This window comes from Streptomyces hyderabadensis, from assembly GCF_020404845.1.
GTDB lineage: Bacteria > Actinomycetota > Actinomycetes > Streptomycetales > Streptomycetaceae > Streptomyces > Streptomyces hyderabadensis.
The window spans coordinates 46,356-68,866 of the sequence record NZ_JAIOJZ010000022.1 but is presented as its reverse complement, the minus strand read 5'-3'; the positions used below and the strand labels follow the sequence as shown (position 1 = coordinate 68,866).

The following is a 22,511-nucleotide window of genomic DNA, read 5'->3' as shown; positions in this document are numbered from 1 at the left end:
ACGGGGGTTGCGATGTATCAGGTGGTACGGGCACGGCTGTGTGCCCTGGTGTGCGGAGCCGGCACGGCGCTGCGGAGGCGGGCCGTGCGGCAGGGCCCGCGGCGGGACGCGGGAATGGTCACTTCCGAGTACGCGATGGGCATCGTCGCCGCGGTGGCCTTCGCCGTCGTCCTCTACAAGGTCGTGACGAGCGGCGCAGTCAGTGCGGAGTTGCAGGGCATCGTGAAGGGGGCCCTCGATGCGCGGATGTGAGCGGGCGGCGACGACACGGGCGCGGGCACGGGCCGGTGGCAGGGGCAGGGGCATGGGACTGGACAGCGGCAGCGGCAGCGGACCGGACAGTGGCTTCGTGACGGCGGAGGCGGCCGTGGTGCTGCCGGTGCTGGTGGTGTTCGCGATGGCCCTGGTGTGGGGGCTGCTCGTGGTGGCCGCCCAGATCCAGTGCGTGGACGCGGCCCGGACGGGCGCCCGCGCGGCGGCACGGCAGGACCCGGTCGACGCGGTCGTGGAGGTCGCCCGCGAGGCGGCCCCACCCGGGGCGCCCGCGCGGCGGCACGGCAGGACCCGGTCGACGCGGTCGTGGAGGTCGCCCGCGAGGCGGCCCCACCCGGGGCGCGGGTCACGGTGAGCCGGGAGGCGGGGCTGGTCCGCGTGGTCGTGGTGGCCGACCCACCGGCGCTGCACGGACTGCCGTTCCAGGTACGGGAGGAGGCCGTGGCTTCGGCGGAGCAGGCGCCGGCCACGGAGCCCGCGGCCGCGGCACCGGTGCGGGCGGAGCCGTGAGGGGCGGAGTCCCGCCCCGCCCGGGAGCCGACCGGTGCGGCACGGGAGCCGGGGGAGGTCCCGGTCTGGCGGACGGCCGGGACCGGGCCGCTGCTTCCCGCGGCCTGCCCGCCGTCTCCGACCGGGGCTCGGCGACCGTGTGGAGCGTCGTCGTCATCGCCGTGCTGTGTGTGGTGTTCGGCGTGGTGCTGGCCCTGGGGCAGGCCGTCATGGCCCGGCATCGCGCGGCCGGGGGCGCCGATCTGGCGGCGCTCGCGGCGGCGGACCACTGGGCACACGGCGGCACGGCGGCGTGCGAGCGGGCGAGCCGGGTCGCGCGGGCACAGCGGGTGCGGCTGGTGAGGTGCGTGATCACCGGGCAGGTCTCGGACGTGACGGCGGCGTCGGGCAGGGGTCCGTTCACGGCGGAGGTCCGGGCCAGGGCGGGCCCGGCCCCGCTCACGTCACCGGCACCGGCACCGGCACCGGCACAGACACAGGCACCGGCACTGGCACAGGCGCCAGCCCCGGCACCGCCGCCCCCGGCACTGCCCGTGCCCTCCTCACCGTCTGTGGCCTCCTCAGCGCCCGTGCCTTCCCGACCGCCCTCGGCTTCCCCGCCGCCCTTGTCCTCCGCACCGTCTACCGGGCCTCGGCCGCCCCCCGCAGCAGCACCGTGAGGAGGCGCACGGCTCCCCGCTTGTGCAGCGGATCGTTGCCGTTGCCGCACTTGGGGGACTGGATGCAGGACGGGCAGCCCGCGTCGCACTCGCAGGAGGCGATGGCCTCCCGGGTGGCCGTGAGCCAGTCGCGGGCCGTGTGGAAGGCGCGCTCGGCGAAGCCCGCGCCGCCGGGGTGGCCGTCGTACACGAAGACGGTCGGCAGCAGGGTGTCCGGGTGCAGGGGGACCGACACGCCGCCGATGTCCCAGCGGTCGCAGGTGGCGAACAGGGGCAGCATGCCGATCGAGGCGTGCTCGGCGGCGTGCAGGGCCCCGCCGAGGATCTCCGGGTTGATCCGGGCCGCGTCCAGTTGGTCCTCGGTGACCGTCCACCACACCGCGCGGGTGCGCAGTGTCCGGGGAGGGAGGTCGAGCTTCGTCTCGCCCAGGACCTCGCCGGTGATCACGCGCCGGCGCAGGAAGGAGACCACTTGGTTGGTGACCTCGACGGAGCCGTAGCAGAGGCGGCCGTCGCCCCAGGGGACCTCGATGTCGGTCTCCAGGACCGAGATCGCCGTCGTGTCGCGGGCCACCGTCGAGTAGGCGGGGGTGGCCTGCTCGACCAGCGCGACGGAGTCCTCCAGGTCGAGGGAGCGGACGAGGTACGTGCGCCCCTGGTGGAGGTGGACGGCACCCTCGTGGACGGTCGTGTGGGCGGCACCGGCGTCCACGGTGCCCAGCAGCCGCCCCGTGCCCTCCTCGACGACCTGGACCGGGCGTCCGCCCTCACCGCGGATGTCCGTCAGGTCGGCGGCCCGCTCACGGCGTGTCCAGTGCCAGGCCCGGGTCCGCCGGCGCAGCAGCTTCGCCGCCTCCAGCTGGGGCAGCAGTTCCTCGCAGGCGGGGCCGAAGAGCTTCAGGTCGTCCTCGGTCAGCGGCAGTTCCGCCGCGGCCGCGCACAGGTGGGGGGCGAGGACGTACGGGTTGTCGGGGTCGAGGACGGTGGACTCCACCGGCTGGTCGAACAGGGCCTCCGGATGGTGGACGAGGAAGGTGTCCAGCGGGTCGTCGCGGGCGACCAGCACGGCCAGCGCCCCCTGGCCGGACCGGCCCGCCCGGCCCGCCTGCTGCCACAGCGAGGCCCGCGTGCCCGGGTACCCGGCGATCACCACGGCGTCCAGGCCGGAGATGTCGAGGCCGAGTTCCAGGGCGTTCGTTGCCGCGAGGCCGAGGAGGTCGCCGGAGTGCAGGGCGCGTTCCAGGGCGCGGCGCTCCTCGGGGAGGTAGCCGCCGCGGTACGCCGCCACCCGCCGGACCAGGGAGCGGTCGACCTCGGCCAGGCGTTCCTGGGCGATCACGGAGATCAGCTCCGCGCCGCGCCGGGACCGTACGAAGGTGATCGAACGCTTGCCCTGCACGGTGAGGTCGGTGAGCAGGTCGGCGGCCTCGGCGGTGGCCGTACGGCGGACCGGTGCGCCCTTCTCGCCCTCCAGTTCGGTCAGCGGCGGCTCCCACAGGGCGAACACCAGTTCACCGCGCGGGGACGCGTCGTCGGCGACCTCGGTCACCGGGAGTCCGGTGAGCCGCCGGGCCGCCACCGCGGGCTCGGCGGCGGTGGCGGAGGCGAGCAGGAACACCGGCGACGCGCCGTACCGGGCACACAGTCTGCGCAGTCGGCGCAGCACCTGGGCGACGTGCGAGCCGAAGACGCCCCGGTAGGTGTGGCACTCGTCGATGACCACGTACTTCAGCGCCTTCAGGAACGACGACCAGCGGGGGTGGGAGGGCAGGATGCCGCGGTGCAGCATGTCCGGGTTGGTCAGCACGTAGGTGCCGTACTGGCGGATCCACTCGCGTTCCTCGAACGGAGTGTCGCCGTCGTAGACCGCGGCCCGGACGGAAGTCCCGAGAGGTTGTGAAAGTTCCTTCACCGACCGGCACTGGTCGGCCGCCAGCGCCTTGGTGGGGGCCAGGTAGAGGGTGGTGGCGCCGCGGCCGTTCGGCGCCTCGGAGCCGTCCAGGAGGGCCGACAGGACCGGCACCAGATAGGCCAGGGACTTGCCCGACGCGGTGCCCGTGGCCACGACCACCGAGTCGCCGTCCAGGGCGTGCTCGGCCACGCGTGCCTGGTGGGCCCAGGGGTGTTCGATGCCCGCGGCCCGCACCGCGGCCAGCACCTCGGGCCGAATCCGGTCCGGCCAGACGGCATGACGGCCCGCACGCGGGGGCAAGTGCTCCGTATGAGTGATGCGCGCAGCCCGGCTCGGTCCCGCGGCGAGCCGGCCCAGGAGCATGCCCGGTTCCGCCCCGGAGCCGGGCTCCGCCGGGGATCGATCGGGTCGGTGATTCTTGGCCATCGGCACCGAGTCTGTCACTGGCGTGACGGACAATGGGACCAAGGCGTCGTGCACGCCTGCCGGTAAGTGATTGAATGCCATCGCGGCTGGCGAACCGTCCTGGGGGCTTCAAGCCGAGGTGTCCCGAGGGACGACCGCTCGATAGCAAGGTGCTGGAGGATCCGTGGACCTGTCCCTGTCGACCCGTACCGTCGGCGATCGTACGGTCGTCGAGGTCGGTGGCGAAATTGACGTATACACCGCGCCCAAGCTGCGTGAGCAGCTGGTCGAGCTCGTGAACGACGGGAGTTTCCACCTCGTCGTCGACATGGAGGGCGTGGACTTCCTCGACTCCACAGGGCTCGGCGTGCTGGTCGGTGGACTGAAGCGGGTGCGTGCCCACGAGGGCTCGCTGCGGCTGGTCTGCAACCAGGAGCGCATTCTCAAGATCTTCCGTATCACCGGCCTCACCAAGGTGTTCCCCATTCACACCTCGGTCGAGGAAGCGGTGGCGGCCACCGACTGACGACCGGCCCCGGGCCCGGTGCGGTCCGGGGCGGCAAGAGAACGATGGGGGTCCGGGCTGTCGGCGGCCCGGACCCTCGAAAGCACGCCCGTAGTTCCGAGGGGGATGCATGGCCACCGTCGAACTCCGCTTCAGCGCGCTGCCGGAGCACGTCCGCACCGCCCGTCTGGTGGCGGCCGCGGTGGCGCGCAGGGCCGGAGTGGACGAGGCCGTCCTCGACGAGGTCAGGCTCGCCGTGGGCGAGGCCTGCACCCGCGCCGTGGGCCTGCATCAGCACGTCGGCATCACGGCGCCGGTCAAGGTGGCGCTGATCGAGGAGGAGAAGCAGTTCTCCATCGAGGTCGGCGACGAGGCGCCGCACGCGGTCCCCGGGGTCAAGACCTCGGGGGACGCCGCCGACGAGCTGGAGGCCGAGGAGGACGAGATGGGCCTCGCGGTCATCAGCGGACTCGTCGACGACGTGGAGGTCACGGCGGGCGAGGACGGCGGTCTGATCCGCATGACCTGGCCGACCGCGCCGGCGGTGCTGCCGCCGATCTGACCCGTCGCGTCACTTCCGCATCACCCCTGTGTCACCCGGAGGGCCCCACCTGGTGGGGCCCTTTGCCGTGCGCGGACATACATTGGTGCCGTGCGGGCACCAAGTGAATTCCTTCACGATCAATCGCACCGAAAATTGATCAGCAAACAGATCACGGCATTAATGCCGGAGGGGCATTACTACTTCCGGCTCCCTTGTGGTTGACAGGTCAATTCCTTTTGTCGTGCACTGTTTTGATCAGGTTCCGGTACCTACAATCCCGTCCACATCTTGAGCTCAGCCCAAGCGTCAAGGAGGACGAATGGCGGAGCTTTCCACCCCTCATCAGTTGGGCGATCCCTCCCACCTCGCAGCCGCCGTGCTGACCGACGGAAACCGCGCGCTGGTCGCGGTCATCGCGGTCGTCGCCCTGGCCGCGCTGGTGCTCGCCGGTGTCCTGGTGCGCCAGGTGCTCGCGGCGGGCGAGGGAACCGACAGCATGAAGAAGATCGCGGCGGCCGTCCAGGAAGGCGCGAACGCCTACCTGGCCCGGCAGTTGCGCACGCTCGGCGTATTCGCCGTCATCGTGTTCTTCCTGCTCATGCTGCTGCCCGCGGACGACTGGAATCAACGTGCCGGGCGTTCGATCTTCTTTCTGATCGGCGCGGCGTTCTCGGCGGCCACCGGCTATATCGGTATGTGGCTGGCCGTGCGCAGCAATGTGCGCGTCGCCGCGGCGGCGCGGGAAGCAACGCCGGCCCCCGGAGAACCGGAAAAGGATCTCACTCTCGTCTCGCACAAAGCGACGAAGATCGCGTTTCGCACGGGCGGCGTCGTCGGCATGTTCACGGTGGGGCTCGGCCTGCTGGGCGCCTGCTGCGTGGTGCTGGTGTACGCGGCCGACGCGCCGAAGGTCCTGGAGGGCTTCGGCCTCGGTGCCGCGCTGATCGCGATGTTCATGCGGGTCGGCGGCGGCATCTTCACCAAGGCCGCCGACGTCGGCGCCGACCTGGTCGGCAAGGTCGAGCAGGGCATTCCGGAGGACGATCCGCGCAATGCCGCGACCATCGCCGACAATGTGGGCGACAACGTCGGCGACTGCGCGGGGATGGCGGCCGACCTCTTCGAGTCGTACGCGGTCACCTTGGTGGCCGCGCTGATCCTCGGCAAGGTCGCGTTCGGCGACTCGGGGCTGGCGTTCCCGCTGCTGGTCCCGGCGATCGGTGTGATCACGGCGATGATCGGCATCTTCGCGGTGGCGCCCCGGCGGTCCGACCGCAGCGGCATGAGCGCGATCAACCGGGGGTTCTTCATCTCCGCGGTGATCTCGCTGGTGCTGGTGGCGGTCGCCGTCTTCGTCTACCTGCCCGGCAGCTACGCCGACCTGGACGGCGTCACCGACGCGGCGATCGCGGGCAAGAGCGGCGACCCGCGGATCCTCGCGCTGGTCGCGGTCGCGATCGGCATCGTGCTCGCCGCCCTGATCCAGCAGCTCACCGGCTACTTCACCGAGACCACCAGGCGCCCCGTCAAGGACATCGGCAAGACCTCGCTCACCGGTCCCGCCACCGTCGTCCTCGCCGGTATCTCGCTCGGCCTCGAATCCGCCGTCTACACCGCCCTGTTGATCGGCCTCGGCGTCTACGGGGCCTTCCTGCTCGGCGGCACGTCGATCATGCTGGCGCTGTTCGCGGTGGCGCTGGCCGGCACCGGCCTGCTCACTACGGTCGGCGTGATCGTCGCCATGGACACCTTCGGGCCGGTCTCCGACAACGCCCAGGGCATCGCCGAGATGTCCGGCGACGTCGAGGGTGCCGGCGCGCAGGTCCTCACCGACCTGGACGCCGTCGGCAACACCACCAAGGCCATCACCAAGGGCATCGCCATCGCCACCGCCGTACTCGCCGCCGCGGCCCTGTTCGGGTCGTACCGCGACGCCATCACCACCGGCGCGGCGGACGTGGGCGAGAAGCTCAGCGGTGAGGGCGCGCCGATGAACCTGATGATGGACATCTCACAGCCCAACAACCTCGTCGGGCTCATCGCCGGAGCGGCGGTCGTCTTCCTCTTCTCGGGGCTGGCGATCAACGCGGTGTCCCGGTCGGCGGGCGCGGTGGTCTTCGAGGTGCGCCGGCAGTTCCGGGAGCGGCCCGGAATCATGGATTACAGCGAGAAACCCGAGTACGGCAAGGTCGTCGACATCTGCACCAGGGACGCCCTGCGGGAACTCGCCACGCCCGGTCTGCTCGCCGTGATGGCGCCCATCTTCATCGGGTTCACGCTCGGCGTGGGCGCGCTCGGCGCGTTCCTGGCGGGCGCGATCGGCGCGGGCACGCTGATGGCGGTGTTCCTCGCCAACTCCGGCGGCTCCTGGGACAACGCCAAGAAACTCGTCGAGGACGGTCACCACGGCGGCAAGGGCAGCGAGGCCCACGCCGCGACCGTCATCGGCGACACGGTCGGCGACCCGTTCAAGGACACCGCGGGCCCCGCGATCAACCCGCTGCTCAAGGTCATGAACCTGGTGGCGCTGCTCATCGCTCCCGCGGTCATCAAGTTCTCGTACGGCGCCGACAAGAGCGTCGGGGTACGGGTGCTGATCGCCGTCGTCGCGTTCGTCGTCATCGCGGCGGCGGTCTACGTGTCCAAGCGGCGCGGGATCGCGATGGGTGACGAGGACGACACCGACCAGAAGCCCAAGTCGGCCAACCCCGCGGTGGTTTCGTAGGTTCCGCCCCGGACCCGGCGGGACCGCCTCGCCCGAGGCGCAGCTCAAGGGACGGGCGGACGGCGCGTGTTGACGCGTCGTCCGCCCGTTTCGCGCCTGCGCGCACCCGTCACCGTGAGCCTTCTCTCTCTTGGTGCAAATGGCTTCAATACGGTCTTAACGGATGTTCGTCCGGTGGATGTCCTCCATCCGGCGTGTATGTTCCGGGGCCGAGAGCCATGGAAGGGACCAATCCGGTGAACAAGAAGCTCGCGGCCGCACTGTCCGGCGGTGCGGTACTGGTACTGGCGCTGACGGGATGCGGCAGCAGCGACGACAACGAGAAGCTGGACTCCTGGGCCAAGGAGGTCTGCCAGGGCGTGCAGCCGCAGGCCAAGAAGATCGAGGCGGCCAACGCGGCGATCCAGAAGGAGACCTCGGACAACAGCACCCCCGCCGAGGTCCAGAAGACCGACGCCAAGGCGTTCCAGGACATGTCCGACGCCTACAAGGCGATGGGCGCCACCGTCCAGAAGGCCGGCCCCCCGGACGTCGACGAGGGCGAGAAGAAGCAGAAGGACGCCGTCACCGAGCTGAACGGCCTCTCCTCCTCCTACGCCTCCCTGCGCAAGCAGGTGGAGGACCTCAACACCAAGGACCAGGCCGAGTTCGCCGACGGCCTCAAAGACATCGCCACCGAGCTGAACAAGCTCAGCAAGAGCGGCAGCAACGCGCTGAAGACCCTGGAGGAGGGTGACGTCGGCCAGGCGATGGCCAAGCAGCCCAGCTGCAAGTCGGCCTCGGTGACCCCGTCGGCCGCCCAGGGCTGACGGACCGGCGTCCCGCGCGGACGCGGGTTCTGACGGACCGGCGTCCCCGGCGGGCGCGTCCCCGCGCGGGCACGGGGCGGGGCGGTGACGGCCGGGCCACAATGGGGGTGTGAGTAACGCCAGCCTGTCCCCCCTGCCCTCCGCCGACCGCCCCGACGTCACCGCCCGGCTGCGGGACGCCCTGCTCGGGGCGTCCTTCACCGCCGACGGACTGCTGGAGCTGCTCGGCGCCCCCGCGTACGCCGCGCTGTCGCGCAGCGAGACCGTGCCCGCGCTCCGGGCGACCCGCGGCGACACGCCGCTGGAACTGCTCGTCCGGCTGTTCCTGCTTCAGCAACCCGTCCCCCACGCACGCGTGGCGGACGTCCTGCCCGTCGACGTCTGCCTGGAGAGCGGCTGGCTCGACCGCGCGGGCGACGACGAGGTCGCGGCCACCGTGGACGTACGGCCCTACGGCGGGCCCGGCGGCGAGGACTGGTTCATCGTCTCCGACCTCGGCTGCGCGGTCGGCGGCGCGGGCGGCATCGGCAACCACGCCGAGGGCGTCGTCCTCGGCGTCGGCGGCGCCTCCACGACCCTGGCGGGCCTCACCGTCCGTACGCCCGTCTCCGCCGCCCTCGACCTCGGCACCGGCTCCGGCATCCAGGCGCTGCACGCCGCCGCGCACGCCACGCGCGTGACGGCCACCGACGTCAACCCGCGCGCGCTGCACATCGCCGCGCTCACCCTCGCCCTGTCCGGAGCCCCGGCCGCCGACCTGCGCGAGGGGTCCCTCTACGAACCGGTCGCCGACGACGAGACGTACGACCTGATCGTCTCCAACCCGCCGTTCGTGATCTCGCCCGGCGCCCGGCTCACCTACCGGGACGGCGGGATGGGCGGGGACGATCTGTGCCGCTCGCTCGTTCAGCAGACGGGGGAGCGCCTGAACGAGGGCGGGTTCGCGCACTTCCTCGCCAACTGGCAGCACGTGGAGGGGGAGGACTGGACGGACCGGTTGCGCTCCTGGGTGCCGCGCGGCTGCGACGCCTGGATCGTGCAGCGCGAGGTGCAGGACATCACCCAGTACGCCGAGCTGTGGCTGCGGGACGCGGGCGACCACCGCGGTGACCCGGCCGCCTACCAGGCGCGGTACGACGCGTGGCTGGACGAGTTCGAGGCGCGCAAGGTCAAGGCCGTCGGCTTCGGCTGGATCACGCTGCGCCGGACCGACGCGGCCGAGCCCTCGGTCGTCGCCGAGGAGTGGCCGCACCCGGTCGAGCAGCCGCTCGGCGAGACCGTGCGCGCCCACTTCGACCGCGTCGACTACCTGCGGGACCACGACGACGCGGCCCTCCTGGAGGCCCACTTCACACTGGCCGGCGAGGTGGTCCAGGAGCAGGTCGGGCTGCCCGGCGCCGAGGACCCGGAGCACGTCGTCCTGCGCCAGAACCGGGGCATGCGCCGGGCCACCCGGGTCGACACGGTCGGCGCCGGCTTCGCGGGCGTCTGCGACGGCACCATGAGCGCGGGCCGGATCCTGGACGCCATCGCCCAGCTGGTCGGCGAGGACCCGGTGGCCCTGCGCGACCGCACGCCCGCGCAGATCCGGCTGCTGGTGGAGCAGGGCTTCCTCGAACCGGCGTAGCGCGGCCCGGCCGCCGGGCGTGGGTGCGCGCACCCATTTCTTTCCGTGACGTCCGCCGATTTCCTTCCGTGACCTCCCGCCCCGCCGACGTACGGGGAACCGGCCACGCCCGACGGCATCCGGCGCATCCGTCGGCTCCCCGTTCACCTCGGGTTCGCCTGTCCGCCGCCCGGGCGTGACAGCCTCCGGGGGCTGGACACGCGCGGGCTGGAGAAAAGGGGCACGGGGACCATGGAGAGCGGGCCGGCGATCTTCGCGGGATTGGTGTTCGCCCTGTTCGGGGCCGGTCTGCTGGTGTGGACCACGACGCGGGTGCGGCACGGCCGCCCCGTCGCGCACGGTGTGAGCCCCGTCGCATCGGCGACCGTCGCAAGCGTCGCCGCCGTGGTCGCGCTGGGCCTCGCGGCCTGGTGCCTGACCCAGGTCTGAGGGGCCGGTTCCGGACCCCGGACGGGGTGTCGCCCGGGTAATCGGGGGATCGCGCTCCGGATACGCGCGTCGGAGCAGGTGAGCACTCCGGGCGGCAGGAACAGGGTTCGTCGGGTTACCGTTCGAGTGGCCGTTGCGGGCTTTTCCCGTTTGACACGGGGGCGGGAGGTACCGTCACACTCCGCAGCGTCACGATCGAAACACAGAACGACCCGACCCGGGACCACGCCCTGGGGAGGCCCAGCGTCGACCGGAGAGAAGAGCGAAGTTGTCCCCGACCAGCGAGACCGCGAAGGGCGGCCGCCGACTCGTCATCGTCGAGTCGCCTGCCAAGGCGAAGACGATCAAGGGCTATCTCGGCCCTGGCTACGTCGTCGAGGCGAGCGTCGGGCACATTCGCGACCTTCCCAGCGGCGCGGCGGAGGTGCCGGAGAAGTACACCGGCGAGGTCCGCCGCCTCGGTGTGGACGTCGAACACGACTTCCAGCCCATCTATGTGGTCAACGCCGACAAGAAGTCCCAGGTCAAGAAGCTCAAGGACCTGCTGAAGGAGTCCGACGAACTCTTCCTGGCCACCGATGAGGACCGCGAGGGCGAGGCCATCGCCTGGCACCTCCAGGAAGTCCTCAAGCCGAAGATCCCGGTCAAGCGCATGGTGTTCCACGAGATCACCAAGGACGCGATCCGCGCCGCCGTCGCCAACCCGCGCGAGCTGAACCAGAAGCTCGTCGACGCCCAGGAGACCCGCCGCATCCTCGACCGTCTCTACGGCTACGAGGTCTCGCCGGTCCTGTGGAAGAAGGTCATGCCGCGCCTGTCGGCCGGCCGCGTCCAGTCCGTCGCCACCCGGCTCGTCGTCGAGCGGGAGCGCGAGCGCATCGCGTTCCGCTCCGCCGAGTACTGGGACCTCACCGGCACCTTCGCCACCGGCCGCGCGGGAGACGCCTCCGACCCGTCCTCGCTGGTCGCCCGCCTCCAGACCGTCGACGGCAGGCGGGTCGCCCAGGGCCGCGACTTCGACTCCCTGGGGCAGCTCAAGAGCGCCAACACCCTCCACCTCGACGAGGCGAACGCCCGCGCGCTCGCCGCCGCGCTGGAAGACACGCGCTTCGCCGTCCGCTCGGTCGAGTCCAAGCCGTACCGCCGCTCGCCGTACGCCCCGTTCCGTACCACGACGCTGCAGCAGGAGGCCTCGCGCAAGCTCGGCTTCGGCGCCAAGGCGACGATGCAGATCGCGCAGAAGCTGTACGAGAACGGCTACATCACCTACATGCGTACGGACTCCACGACCCTGAGCGACACGGCGGTCTCCGCCGCCCGCGCCCAGGTGACGCAGCTGTACGGCGCCGACTACCTGCCGCCCCAGCCGCGCACGTACGCCGGCAAGGTCAAGAACGCCCAGGAGGCGCACGAGGCGATCCGCCCCTCCGGCGACCGCTTCCGCACGCCCGCCGAGACCGGACTGACCGGCGATCAGTTCAAGCTGTACGAGCTGATCTGGAAGCGGACCGTCGCCTCCCAGATGAAGGACGCGACCGGCAACAGCGTCACCGTGAAGATCGGCGGCGCCGCCTCCGACGGCCGGGACGTCGAGTTCAGCGCGTCCGGCAAGACCATCACCTTCCACGGCTTCCTCAAGGCCTACGTCGAGGGCGCCGACGACCCGAACGCCGAGCTGGACGACCGCGAGCGCCGGCTGCCGCAGGTCGCCGAGGGCGACGCGCTGACGGCCGAGGAGATCACGGTCGACGGCCACGCCACCAAGCCCCCGGCCCGCTACACCGAGGCGTCGCTGGTCAAGGAGCTGGAAGAGCGCGAGATCGGCCGCCCGTCGACGTACGCGTCGATCATCGGCACCATCCTGGACCGCGGCTACGTCTTCAAGAAGGGCACGGCCCTCGTCCCCTCCTTCCTCTCCTTCGCCGTGGTGAACCTCCTGGAGAAGCACTTCGGGCGGCTCGTCGACTACGACTTCACCGCCAAGATGGAGGACGACCTCGACGCCATCGCCCGCGGCGAAGCCCAGTCGGTGCCGTGGCTGCGCCGCTTCTACTTCGGCGAGGGCGACGGCACGGGAGGCGGCGGCGCGGCCGACGCGGGCAACGGCGACGGCGACCACCTCGGCGGCCTCAAGGAGCTGGTGACCGACCTCGGCGCGATCGACGCGCGCGAGGTGTCCTCCTTCCCCGTCGGCAACGACATCAAGCTGCGCGTCGGCCGCTACGGCCCCTACGTCGAGCGCGGCGAGAAGGACGCCGAGAACCACCAGCGCGCCGACGTCCCCGAGGACCTGGCCCCGGACGAGCTGTCCGTGGAGCTGGCGGAGGAACTGCTCGCCAAGCCCAGCGGCGACTTCGAGCTGGGCACCGACCCGGCCACCGGCCACGCCATCGTCGCCAAGGACGGCCGCTACGGCCCGTACGTCACCGAGGTGCTCCCCGAGGGCACCCCGAAGACCGGCAAGAACGCCGTGAAGCCGCGCACCGCCTCGCTGTTCAAGTCGATGTCGCTGGACACGGTGACCCTCGACGACGCCCTGCGGCTCATGTCGCTGCCGCGCGTCGTCGGCACCGACGCCGAGGGCGTGGAGATCACCGCGCAGAACGGCCGCTACGGCCCGTACCTGAAGAAGGGCACGGACTCGCGGTCGCTGCAGACCGAGGAGCAGCTCTTCGAGATCACGCTGGAGGAGGCGCTGGCGATCTACGCCCAGCCCAAGCAGCGTGGCCGGGCCGCGGCCAAGCCGCCGCTGAAGGAGCTGGGCACCGACCCGGTCAGCGAGAAGCCGGTCGTCGTCAAGGACGGCCGCTTCGGCCCGTACGTCACCGACGGCGAGACCAATGCGACCCTGCGCTCCGGCGACAGCGTCGAGGAGATCACGCCCGAGCGGGGCTACGAGCTGCTGGCTGAGAAGCGCGCCAAGGGGCCCGCCAAGAAGACGGCAAAGAAGGCCACGAAGAAGACGGCCGCCAAGAAGGCCCCGGCCAAGAAGACGGCGGCCACCAAGAAGACGGCCGCCGCGAAGACCACGGCGGCCAAGAAGACCGCCGCCAAGAGCACGGCGAAGAAGACGACCGCGAAGACGGCGACGAAGAAGGCGACCGCGTCGAAGGCGTCGGAGGACTGAGCCCGGCTCAGGCCCGCTTCTCCGCGCACGCTCTTCGTCACGCGCACTTCGCAAAACGAACGCCCCGGCATCAATTCGGTGTCGGGGCGTGCGTACGTTCGGCCGGGCACACCGGACTGTCGGCGGCGACCGATAGGCTGAACGCATGACGCGAGCCGAGCAGCCAACGGCCCCTCACCCCGCCCCGGACGACGCCCTGGTCGCGGACTCCCGCGAGCGCGCCGTCCGCGCCCTGCTGCGCCGTCCGCAGCTGAGGCGCTTGTGGAGCGCCCAGCTCGTGGGAGGTGTCGGCGACATCCTCGCCCTGCTGGTGCTGGTCCTCCTCGCCGTCCAGGCCGCGATCGGCGCGGGCTCCTTCGGCGGGGGCTACCGGGGCGTGGCGTTCGCAGTGGCGACCGTTTTCGGCGTCCGCATCCTGGCGACGCTGCTCTTCGGTGCCGTGCTGCTCGGGCCGCTCACCTCACTCACCTCGCAGGACGGTCCGCTCGACCGGCGCTGGACCATGGTCGGCGCCGACGGACTGCGGGCCGCGCTGCTGATCGTCGCGCCCCTGTGGATCGACTGGACGCCCGACGACGCGCTCGCCTACCTCCTGGTGACCGCCTTCGTCACCGGCGTCGCCGAGCGCTTCTGGACGGTGTGCCGGGAGAGCGCGGCCCCCGCGCTGCTGCCCGCCCCGCCCCTGGAGGGCGCGACGGTACGGCCGCTGCCGGACCACATGGACGCGCTGCGCCGCCTGTCGCTGCGCACGAGCTTCGTGGCGATCCCCCTCGCGGCCGCCGTGCTGGTCCTCTCGGGGCTCCTGAACAACCTCCTGGGCGCCGGCGTCGACTGGTTCGCCGAGCACCAGGCGGCGCTCGGCTCGTACGTGGCGGCCGGGCTGTTCGCCGCGTCCCTGTCGGTGGTGACCTTCCTGGAGCTGCCCGCGGTGCGCACCCCGCGCGCGCGGTCGCCGCTGGAGGGCATGCGCCGCCCCAAGAGCGGCGGCGGCGTCGACAAGGGCCGCACCGGCGCGCTGCCGCTGCTGGTGTTCGCCTGCGCCGCGGTCGCCGCGGTGGTGGCCGCCACGGTCGCCGTGGCGGTGCTGCACGCCAAGGACCTGGGCGGCGGCCCCGTGCTGTACGGGCTGACGGTGGGCGCGCTGACCGGCGGCGTCGTCGTCGGCATCCGCACCGCCCCGGCCCTGCTGCCCTCCCTGTCCCGCCGGCGGCTGCTCGCCCTGGCCATCGCCTTCGCCGGCGTCACCCTGCTGGCCGCCGGACTCGTCCCGGACGACACCACCGTGCTGCTGCTCCTGGCGCTGACCGGGGTCGGCGCGGGCGTCGCCGCGAACACCGGGCACGCGCTGCTCGACCAGGAGACCGAGGACCACCGCCGGGCCCGGACCACCGAGCACCTGCACGCCGTCGTCCGGGTCTACGTGGCGCTGGGCGCGGTCGTCGGGCCGGTCCTGGCCGCGGCGGTCGGACCGCACCGGCTGGAGAGCGGCAAGTTCGTCTTCGCCCACGGCGGCGCCGCGTTCGTCCTGATGCTGCTCGGCGCCCTGCTGCTGCCGCTGGCCGCGCTGGTCCTGGCCAAGGTCGACGACCGCTCCGGCGTACCGCTGCGGCACGACCTGCGGGACGCGCTGCTCGGCGGCGACGACCCGGTGCCGACCCCCGCCGCGAACGGATTCTTCATCGCCCTGGAGGGCGGTGACGGAGCGGGCAAGTCCACCCAGGCCGAGGCCCTCGCCGAGTGGATCCGCGGCAAGGGGCACGAGGTCGTGCTCACCCGCGAGCCCGGCGCGACGCCGGTCGGCAAGCGCCTGCGCTCCATCCTGCTGGACGTCTCCAGCGCCGGACTGTCGCACCGCGCGGAGGCGCTGCTGTACGCCGCCGACCGCGCGGAGCACGTCGACACCGTGGTGCGGCCCGCCCTGGAGCGCGGCGCCGTGGTCATCTCCGACCGCTACATCGACTCCTCGGTCGCCTACCAGGGCGCCGGACGCGACCTGTCGCCGACCGAGATCGCCCGCATCAACCGCTGGGCCACCAACGGGCTCGTCCCGCACCTGACCGTCCTGCTGGACGTGTCGCCGGAGGCCGCCCGCGAGCGGTTCACCGAGGCGCCGGACCGCCTGGAGTCGGAGCCCGCCGAGTTCCACGCGCGCGTGCGCTCCGGTTTCCTCACTCTGGCCGCCGCCGACCCCGGGCGCTACCTGGTCGTGGACGCCGGCCAGGAGCCGGAGGCCGTCACCACCGTCGTACGCCACCGGCTCGACCAGGTGCTGCCGCTGTCCGAGGCCGAGATCAAGGCCCGGGAGGAGGCGCGCCGCAAGGCGGAGGAGGAAGCCCGCCGCAAGGCCGAGGAAGAGGCCGCCCGCAAGGCCGAGGAGGAGCGCCTGGAGCGCGAGCGCCTCGAGGAGGAGGCGCGGGTGCGCGCCGAGGAGGAGGAGCGCAAGCGGCGCGAGCTGGAGGAGGCGCAGCGGCGCGAGGCCGAGCGGCAGGCCGAGGAGGCCAGGCGGCGGGCCGAGGAAGCCCGCCGCAAGGCCGAGGAGGAGCGGGCCCGGCTCCTCGCGGAGGAGAAGGCGCGCGCCGAGGAGGAGGCACGGCTGCGGGCCGAGGAGGAGCGGCGCCGCAAGCAGGCCGAGGAGGAGGAGCGGCTGCGCGCCGAGGCCGAGGCCCGGCGCCTGGAGAAGCAGCGCAAGGCCGAGGAGGCCCTGCTGCGCGCCGAGGAGGCACGCCGGGCGGCGGAGCAGGCGGCCGCCGCGGCCGCCGCCGGCCCCAAGCCGGCCGCCCCCGCGGCGGCGGAGGCCCCGCACCCGAAGCCGGCCGCCGCGCCCCCCGCCGACGCGGCGACCGTGCCGACCCCGATCGTGACCCCGACGAACGCGTCCGGCGGTCCGGTGGAGGACACGGCCGTACTGCGGCCGGTGCGGGACACGTCCGACCAGGACCGGGCCGACGAGGTGCGGGACGGCGGACGGGCGCCCGGCGAGCCCGAGGCCGAGTCCGAGTCCGAGTCCGAGGTGACGACCGAGCTGCCCAAGCCGCCGGTGCCCTCCGGCGCGGCGGACGAGACGGCGGTGCTTCCGGCGGTGGAGCCGCGGGACACCGACGAGACGGCGGTCCTGCCGCCCGTGACACCGCAGGGCGCCGCCGACGAGACGGCCGTCCTGCCCCCCGTACGCGAGGACGACCCCGCCGACCGGGTCCCGCCGGGCTACTTCCGGGAGGAGGCCCCGGCCGAGGACGCCCAGGACCGCACGCGCGAGCTGCCGCAGATCGACCCCGACCAGGCACCGCCGTCCCGCAGGCGCCGTTCCGACTGGGCCGAGGAGACCCCGCTGGACGACCTGCCGACACTGGCGGACGAACTGCTGGGGCCGCACGACGCGGACGAGGACGGCCGCGACGACGGCCGCGGCGGCCGGGGGCGGGGCCGGGGCGGCCGGGGCCGACGCTGAGTACCGGGGCCGCCGGGGCCGGGCGTGCCCGGCGGCCCCGCCGCGTTGTCAGTGCCGCCCCGCACAATGGACAGCGCGCGCGGACCAGCGCGCCGGCCCGGTGCGAAGGCACAGCGCGACGGGCCGGTACGAAGGCACGAAGGCACGGTGCGACGGGCCCGTACGACGGCTCGTGTGACGGAAGGACGGCGTGACCCATGACCGTGTGGGACGACCTCGTCGGGCAGGAGAAGGTGTGCGAGCCGCTCGCCGCCGCTGCCCGGGACGCCGACGCCTTCGTCACCGCCGCCGCGGCCGACGGCCCGCTGCCGCAGGCGACGAGCATGACGCACGCCTGGCTGTTCACGGGCCCGCCGGGCTCCGGCGTCGCACAGACGGCCCGGGCGTTCGCCGCCGCGCTGCAGTGCGTGAGCCCCGACCGCGCCCTCGGCGGCGTCCCCGGCTGCGGCTTCTGCGACGGCTGCCACACGGCGCTGGTGGGCACGCACGCGGACGTCAGCACCGTGGTCGCGCTGGGTGCCGAGATCCGCGCCCAGGACATGCGGGACACCGTCCGCAAGTCGTTCACCTCGCCCGCGAACGGCCGCTGGCAGATCATCCTCGTCGAGGAGGCCGAGCGGCTGAACGAGAAGTCGGCCAACGCCGTCCTGAAGGCCGTGGAGGAACCGGCCCCGCGGACGGTCTGGCTGCTGTGCGCCCCCTCCGTCGAGGACGTCCTGCCCACCATCCGCTCCCGCTGCCGCCACCTGAACCTGCGCACGCCGTCGGTCGAGGCCGTCGCCGACATGCTCGTCCGGCGCGAGGGCATCGAGCCGGACGTCGCCGCCGCGGCGGCCCGCGCCACCCAGGGCCACATCGACCGCGCCCGCCGCCTGGCCACCGACAAGGCCGCCCGGGACCGCCGGGCCGCCGTGCTGAAGCTGCCGCTGCGGGTGGAGGACGTCGGCGGCGCCCTCAGGGCGGCCCAGGAACTGGTCGACGCCGCGGCGGAGGACGCCAAGCAGCTCGCCGAGGAGATGGACGCCAAGGAGACCGAGGAGCTGAAGGCGGCGCTGGGCGCGGCCCAGGGCGGCCGGCTCCCGCGCGGCACGGCCGGTGTGATCAAGGACCTGGAGGCCGACCAGAAACGCCGCAAGGCCCGCACCCAGCGCAACAGCCTCGATCTCGCCCTGAGCGAGCTGACCGGCTTCTACCGCGACGTCCTCGCGCTCCAGCTCGGCACCCGGGTGGCGATCGCCAACGCCGACGCGGAGGACGCCCTGGAGCGGCTCGCCCGCGGCAGCACACCCGAGTCCACGCTGCGCCGCATCGAGGCGATCGCCGCCTGCGGAGAGGCCCTGGACCGCAATGTGCCGCCGCTGCTGGCGGTGGAGGCGATGACGATGGCGCTCAGATCGGGCTGAGCACCCGCCGCGGGACCGTGCCTTGGGCCGTGCCGGGGCCCGCCGACGTCCCGCCGGGTTGACGCCGTAACACGTACGAGGCACGTAGAGCACGCACCGCAACGAGACCGTCGCGGAGAGTTACGCTCGCTGAATGCACACAAGGCGCACTCACCGCAGGACCCGCACCGGCAGCACCCGTTTCCGAGCCTCGCTGCTCGCCGCCGCGCTGCTCGCCACCGCCTGCTCGGCCGGGGGCGCGTCGACGTCCGCCGGTTCCCCCGCGGCGGAGGGGGCGGGCTCGACGGAGGCGGCCACGGCGGCCCTGGCCCCCCTGCCGAGGGCCACGCCCGCCGAGCTGTCGCCGTACTACGAGCAGAAGCTCGCCTGGCGCGACTGCGGTGTCCCCGGCTTCCAGTGCGCCACCATGAAGGCCCCGCTCGACTACGCCGAGCCGGGCCAGGGCGACGTCCGGCTCGCGGTGGCCCGCAAGAAGGCCACCGGACCGGGCAAGCGGCTCGGCTCGCTGCTGGTCAACCCCGGCGGACCGGGCGGCTCGGCGATCGGTTACCTCCAGCAGTACGCGGGCATCGGCTACCCGGCGAAGGTCCGCGCCCAGTACGACATGGTGGCGGTCGACCCGCGGGGCGTGGCCCGCAGCGAGCCCGTCGAATGCCTCGACGGCCGTGAGATGGACGCGTACACGCAGACCGACGTCACACCGGACGACGCGGCCGAGACGGACAAGCTGGTCGACGCCTACAAGGAGTTCGCCGAGGGCTGCGGGGCGGACGCGCCGAAGCTGCTGCGCCACGTCTCGACGGTCGAGGCGGCACGCGACATGGACGTCCTGCGCGCCGTGCTGGGCGACGAGAAGCTGACCTACGTCGGAGCGTCGTACGGCACCTTCCTGGGCGCGACCTACGCCGGCCTGTTCCCGGACCGGGCGGGCCGCCTGGTCCTGGACGGCGCGATGGACCCCTCCCTGCCCGCCCGCCGCCTGAACCTGGAGCAGACGGAGGGCTTCGAGACGGCGTTCCAGTCCTTCGCGAAGGACTGCGTACGGCAGCCGGACTGCCCCCTGGGCGGCAAGAACACCTCACCCGACCAGGTCGGCAAGAACCTGAAGTCCTTCTTCGACGACCTGGACGCGAAGCCCCTCCCCGCCGGCGACGCCGACGGCCGCAAGCTCACCGAGTCCCTCGCCACCACCGGCGTGATCGCGGCGATGTATGACGAGGGCGCCTGGCAGCAGCTGCGCGAGTCCCTCACCTCGGCGATCAAGGAGAAGGACGGCGCCGGCCTGCTGGTCCTCTCCGACAGCTACTACGAGCGCGAGGCCGACGGCGGCTACAGCAACCTGATGTTCGCCAACGCCGCCGTGAACTGCCTCGACCTCCCCGCCGCCTTCTCCTCCCCGGACGAGGTGCGCGCCGCCCTCCCCGAGTTCGAGAAGGCCTCCCCGGTCTTCGGCGAGGGCCTCGCCTGGTCCTCCCTGAACTGCGCGTACTGGCCCGTGCAGCCCACGGGGGAGCCGCACCGCATCGAGGCGGTCGGCGCCACCCCGATCGTGGTGGTCGGCACCACCCGCGACCCGGCCACCCCGTACCGCTGGGCCGAGGCCCTCTCCGACCAGCTCTCCTCCGGCCGCCTCCTCACCTACGAGGGCGACGGCCACACCGCCTACGGCCGCGGCAGCACCTGCATCGACTCGGCGATCAACACGTACCTGCTGAGCGGCACCGCCCCCGAGGACGGCAAGCGCTGCTCGTAGCCGCCCGCCCTCCCGCCCCGGAGTCCACGCCTCCGGGGCGGGTTCGGAGCACCCCGGGAAACTGTGTAGACTTACCGTCGTTGCTGATCGCACCATGGGTGCACAGCGCGCCGCCTTAGCTCAGATGGCCAGAGCAACGCACTCGTAATGCGTAGGTCTCGGGTTCGAATCCCGAAGGCGGCTCCACTCGAAGCCCAGCCCAGGCACTGTCTGAGCTGGGCTTTCTCGTTCAGCGGATGCGGCGGCGGCGCCGGGCGCGCTCCGCACGGGTGTCGGCGGTCTCACTTCTGGTCTCAGTGGGCGGGGTGCACGCGGCGACGCGGTTCGCGTGGTCGTACGACTTCAAGATGCCGGACTCGGCGAAGACGAGGGCGACAGCAAGTGATCTCGGCTCAGGCGTGGGTGGACGCACAGACGCTGGAACTTCCAGCAGATGGGGCACGAGTCGCGCCCGTGCTCCATCGCCATCGGTCTCGGCAGCCATGACCTGGGGGTGGCCGACACCACGGCGGACCTCTACAACCAGGGCATGTCCCCGCTCATCGTCTTCACCGGGGCGACCAGCCGCACGACGCGCGAGCGGATGCCCCGTGGCGAGGCCGATCACTACCGAGAGCGCGCGATGGAGCTGGGGTCCCCGAGCACGCCATCCTCGTCGAGCCGAATGCGAGGAACACGGGCGAGAACATCCGATTCTCGCGCGCGCTCCTCGAAGAGCGGCGCGTGCCCGTCACGTCCGCCCTCCTGATCAGCAAGCCCTACGAGGAACGGCGTGCATACGCGACAGCCTGCAAGATGTGGCCCGGTGTCGAGTGGGTGTGCGCGTCGACTCCCATGGCGCTTTCCGGCTACATCGACTCGATCGGGGACGCGCGCCTTGTCGTCGACATGCTGGTCGGCGCCCACCAGCGCCTCATGATCTACCCCCGTCAAGGGTTCATGACCGAGCAGGAGATTCCCGACGACATCAGGACCGCGCACGAACGTCTTCGCGACCACGGATTCACGAGGCGACTCGCACCGGAGACGGCGGAACGTTCCTGATGGGGACCGCTCTGGTCGGTCTTGGTTGGCCTCGCCGGGCGCCCATTGCCCCAGCAGTCTCCCGCTCACGCATCGCCCGGCCGACTTTTGCTCCAGACTCTTCTTGTCAACCCCACGGGTCGCACCGCTGCCTTCAGGTCATGTCGCTCTGGTGACCTCGGGGGAAGGCGTCGCCGACCGGCCAATGCTTGGGCAGACTGAGGGCGGTGTGGATGGGGCGAGCTGCTGGTTGGTGTTCGACTTGTACCTCGCCCAACTGTGCGGCTGCCCATGCGGGAAGGATGGGGGCCGGAAGCGACTTAGGGTCAGGGCTCCGCCACAGGACAGGGGCGTTCTTCGTCCAGGTCCAGGGTGCTGGGTTGTCGACGACGAGCACGCCGCTAACCCGGCTGTGGGCGTGGTCGTAGGTGGCAGTCCAGTACCCGTCGAGCATTCGGCCGAAGGTCGGTGTGCCGACCCGCGCGTACTCGACCGAAGTTCCGTACAGCGCGGTCTTGGTATCCTCGACGTCGGGAAAGATGGCCGCATGGCCGACCGCGACGATGAATGGCAGTGCTAGGTCGCCGTACTTCCGGCCCTTCCTTTTGACGGCGTCGAGCACGAGATTCGATTCATCGTTGACCCATACCGCAGGGTGAATTCCGATTGTCCTGCTCGTTGGATCGCCTCGTTTGCCGGGGCTGCGGGGGATCGCCTCAAACGTGATGTTCCAGTCAGCGTCCTGCCAGGTGAACCTCGGCGGCGGCACCTTGCGCTCATACTCGGCGATGACTTGGTCGGGGTCCAGGCTCGCCAGCCACTGCGTCAGCTGGCTTTTCAGGCGCCTCTGAGGGGGCGTCGCTGCCCCGGCGCGGTTAAGCCTGTAGGACACGAAGAAGTTTGGGCTCGGCACCCGATCGATGCCATCTTTAAGTTGAGGTGGGAGTTGCTTAGGAACGGTGTCTCCCAGACGCTGGGCTGTCCAGATTGCCTCGACGACGAATTGACCGCCGTCACGGGAGACCAGAAAGTCGGGATTCTTGCCATTCGTGCCTATTTGCGGCTCTACCTCCACGGTGCAGCCGGAACCGAGCAGCATCTCGTGCAAGTACAACTCCCACAGCGCTGAGTAGACGTTCGCGTCGGAGTTCCTGTCCAGCAGTCGACTACGCAGGCCAGGCTGAGCATGGTCCGGGAAGTGCGACCACCACTCGTTGATCACATCCCGTACCTGGTCCCAGAACGGACCGGCGATCCTGTCTAAGAACTCGGCATCCGCTTCTGCGGCACGTTTCGGCGACACATCTGACCGATGTCGGCTCCTGTACACGCCCATGACCAACGATCGTAGATCGCCTC

The 22,511-nt window shown here is 72.0% G+C and carries 15 protein-coding genes, 1 tRNA gene and 2 pseudogenes; 16 read left to right on the top strand and 2 right to left on the bottom strand.

Annotated elements, in window-relative coordinates:
- Positions 1-12 precede the first annotated feature (12 nt).
- From K7854_RS18805 to K7854_RS18790, 4 genes and pseudogenes are all read left to right on the top strand, one after another.
- Positions 13-252, top strand: a complete 240-nt coding sequence (locus K7854_RS18805) for a DUF4244 domain-containing protein (RefSeq protein ID WP_226027685.1) — start codon at positions 13-15, stop codon at positions 250-252.
- Positions 253-304: 52 nt separating this feature from the next.
- Positions 305-628, top strand: a complete 324-nt coding sequence (locus tag K7854_RS18800; RefSeq protein ID WP_226027684.1) for a TadE family type IV pilus minor pilin — start codon at positions 305-307, stop codon at positions 626-628.
- A complete protein-coding gene (locus tag K7854_RS37915; protein WP_226027683.1) occupies positions 625-783 on the top strand; it encodes a hypothetical protein in 159 nt (52 codons plus the stop codon). The genes K7854_RS18800 and K7854_RS37915 overlap by 4 nt, the downstream gene beginning before the upstream one ends.
- Before the next feature lie 65 nt (positions 784-848).
- Positions 849-1,250: pseudogene (locus K7854_RS18790) on the top strand (Rv3654c family TadE-like protein); the annotation flags it as partial.
- A gap of 154 nt (positions 1,251-1,404) precedes the next feature.
- Here K7854_RS18790 and sftH read toward each other — a convergent pair.
- Positions 1,405-3,861, bottom strand: a complete 2,457-nt coding sequence (sftH, locus tag K7854_RS18785; RefSeq protein ID WP_226027682.1) for a DEAD/DEAH box helicase — start codon at positions 3,859-3,861, stop codon at positions 1,405-1,407.
- An 82-nt stretch (positions 3,862-3,943) separates the two neighbouring features.
- On the opposite strand from sftH, the gene bldG reads away from it, so the two are divergent.
- The 12 genes and pseudogenes from bldG to K7854_RS18725 all read left to right on the top strand — a co-directional run bounded on the left by bldG (position 3,944) and on the right by K7854_RS18725 (position 21,173).
- A complete protein-coding gene (gene bldG / locus K7854_RS18780) occupies positions 3,944-4,285 on the top strand; it encodes an anti-sigma factor antagonist BldG (protein WP_003975386.1) in 342 nt (113 codons plus the stop codon).
- Positions 4,286-4,394: 109 nt separating this feature from the next.
- A complete protein-coding gene (locus K7854_RS18775) occupies positions 4,395-4,826 on the top strand; it encodes an ATP-binding protein (protein WP_226027681.1) in 432 nt (143 codons plus the stop codon).
- Between the two features lie 301 nt (positions 4,827-5,127).
- Positions 5,128-7,533, top strand: coding sequence for a sodium-translocating pyrophosphatase (locus K7854_RS18770; protein WP_226027680.1), 2,406 nt, complete (start codon positions 5,128-5,130; stop codon positions 7,531-7,533).
- Positions 7,534-7,751: 218 nt separating this feature from the next.
- Positions 7,752-8,342 carry a small secreted protein gene (locus K7854_RS18765; RefSeq protein ID WP_226027679.1) on the top strand — a complete coding sequence of 197 codons (591 nt, stop codon included), beginning with the start codon at positions 7,752-7,754 and terminating at the stop codon, positions 8,340-8,342.
- Between the two features lie 109 nt (positions 8,343-8,451).
- Positions 8,452-9,969 (top strand): DUF7059 domain-containing protein, encoded by a 1,518-nt coding sequence (locus K7854_RS18760; RefSeq protein WP_226027678.1) that lies wholly within the window; start codon positions 8,452-8,454, stop codon positions 9,967-9,969.
- A 231-nt stretch (positions 9,970-10,200) separates the two neighbouring features.
- Positions 10,201-10,398, top strand: a complete 198-nt coding sequence (locus K7854_RS18755; RefSeq protein WP_226027677.1) for a hypothetical protein — start codon at positions 10,201-10,203, stop codon at positions 10,396-10,398.
- A gap of 268 nt (positions 10,399-10,666) precedes the next feature.
- Entirely contained in the window at positions 10,667-13,525 is a 2,859-nt protein-coding gene (gene topA / locus K7854_RS18750; RefSeq protein WP_226027676.1) for a type I DNA topoisomerase, read from the top strand.
- A 145-nt stretch (positions 13,526-13,670) separates the two neighbouring features.
- Complete coding sequence (tmk, locus tag K7854_RS18745; RefSeq protein WP_226027675.1) at positions 13,671-16,973, top strand: dTMP kinase; 3,303 nt, start codon at positions 13,671-13,673, stop codon at positions 16,971-16,973.
- A gap of 197 nt (positions 16,974-17,170) precedes the next feature.
- Positions 17,171-18,376 (top strand): DNA polymerase III subunit delta', encoded by a 1,206-nt coding sequence (locus K7854_RS18740; RefSeq protein ID WP_226027674.1) that lies wholly within the window; start codon positions 17,171-17,173, stop codon positions 18,374-18,376.
- A 133-nt stretch (positions 18,377-18,509) separates the two neighbouring features.
- Positions 18,510-20,129, top strand: coding sequence for an alpha/beta hydrolase (locus K7854_RS18735; protein ID WP_226027673.1), 1,620 nt, complete (start codon positions 18,510-18,512; stop codon positions 20,127-20,129).
- Positions 20,130-20,238: 109 nt separating this feature from the next.
- Positions 20,239-20,315: transfer RNA gene (locus K7854_RS18730), tRNA-Thr, on the top strand.
- A gap of 195 nt (positions 20,316-20,510) precedes the next feature.
- Positions 20,511-21,173: pseudogene (locus K7854_RS18725) on the top strand (YdcF family protein).
- Between the two features lie 133 nt (positions 21,174-21,306).
- Here the strand turns inward: K7854_RS18725 and K7854_RS18720 are convergent.
- The gene (locus tag K7854_RS18720) at positions 21,307-22,488 is read right to left on the bottom strand and encodes a hypothetical protein (RefSeq protein ID WP_226027672.1); all 1,182 of its coding nucleotides are present in this window, start codon (positions 22,486-22,488) and stop codon (positions 21,307-21,309) included.
- Between the last annotated feature and the right edge of the window lie 23 nt (positions 22,489-22,511).

What these genes read in the sequence shown, in the direction of transcription:
- K7854_RS18805 (WP_226027685.1), top strand. Translation starts at nt 13, where the DNA reads ATGTATCAGGTGGTACGGGCACGGCTGTGTGCCCTGGTGTGCGGAGCC.
- K7854_RS18800 (WP_226027684.1), top strand. Translation starts at nt 305, where the DNA reads ATGGGACTGGACAGCGGCAGCGGCAGCGGACCGGACAGTGGCTTCGTG.
- sftH (WP_226027682.1), bottom strand. Translation starts at nt 3,861, where the DNA reads ATGGCATTCAATCACTTACCGGCAGGCGTGCACGACGCCTTGGTCCCA.
- K7854_RS18775 (WP_226027681.1), top strand. Translation starts at nt 4,395, where the DNA reads ATGGCCACCGTCGAACTCCGCTTCAGCGCGCTGCCGGAGCACGTCCGC.
- K7854_RS18770 (WP_226027680.1), top strand. Translation starts at nt 5,128, where the DNA reads ATGGCGGAGCTTTCCACCCCTCATCAGTTGGGCGATCCCTCCCACCTC.
- K7854_RS18765 (WP_226027679.1), top strand. Translation starts at nt 7,752, where the DNA reads ATGGAAGGGACCAATCCGGTGAACAAGAAGCTCGCGGCCGCACTGTCC.
- K7854_RS18755 (WP_226027677.1), top strand. Translation starts at nt 10,201, where the DNA reads ATGGAGAGCGGGCCGGCGATCTTCGCGGGATTGGTGTTCGCCCTGTTC.
- tmk (WP_226027675.1), top strand. Translation starts at nt 13,671, where the DNA reads ATGACGCGAGCCGAGCAGCCAACGGCCCCTCACCCCGCCCCGGACGAC.
- K7854_RS18740 (WP_226027674.1), top strand. Translation starts at nt 17,171, where the DNA reads ATGACCGTGTGGGACGACCTCGTCGGGCAGGAGAAGGTGTGCGAGCCG.
- K7854_RS18735 (WP_226027673.1), top strand. Translation starts at nt 18,510, where the DNA reads ATGCACACAAGGCGCACTCACCGCAGGACCCGCACCGGCAGCACCCGT.
- K7854_RS18720 (WP_226027672.1), bottom strand. Translation starts at nt 22,488, where the DNA reads ATGGGCGTGTACAGGAGCCGACATCGGTCAGATGTGTCGCCGAAACGT.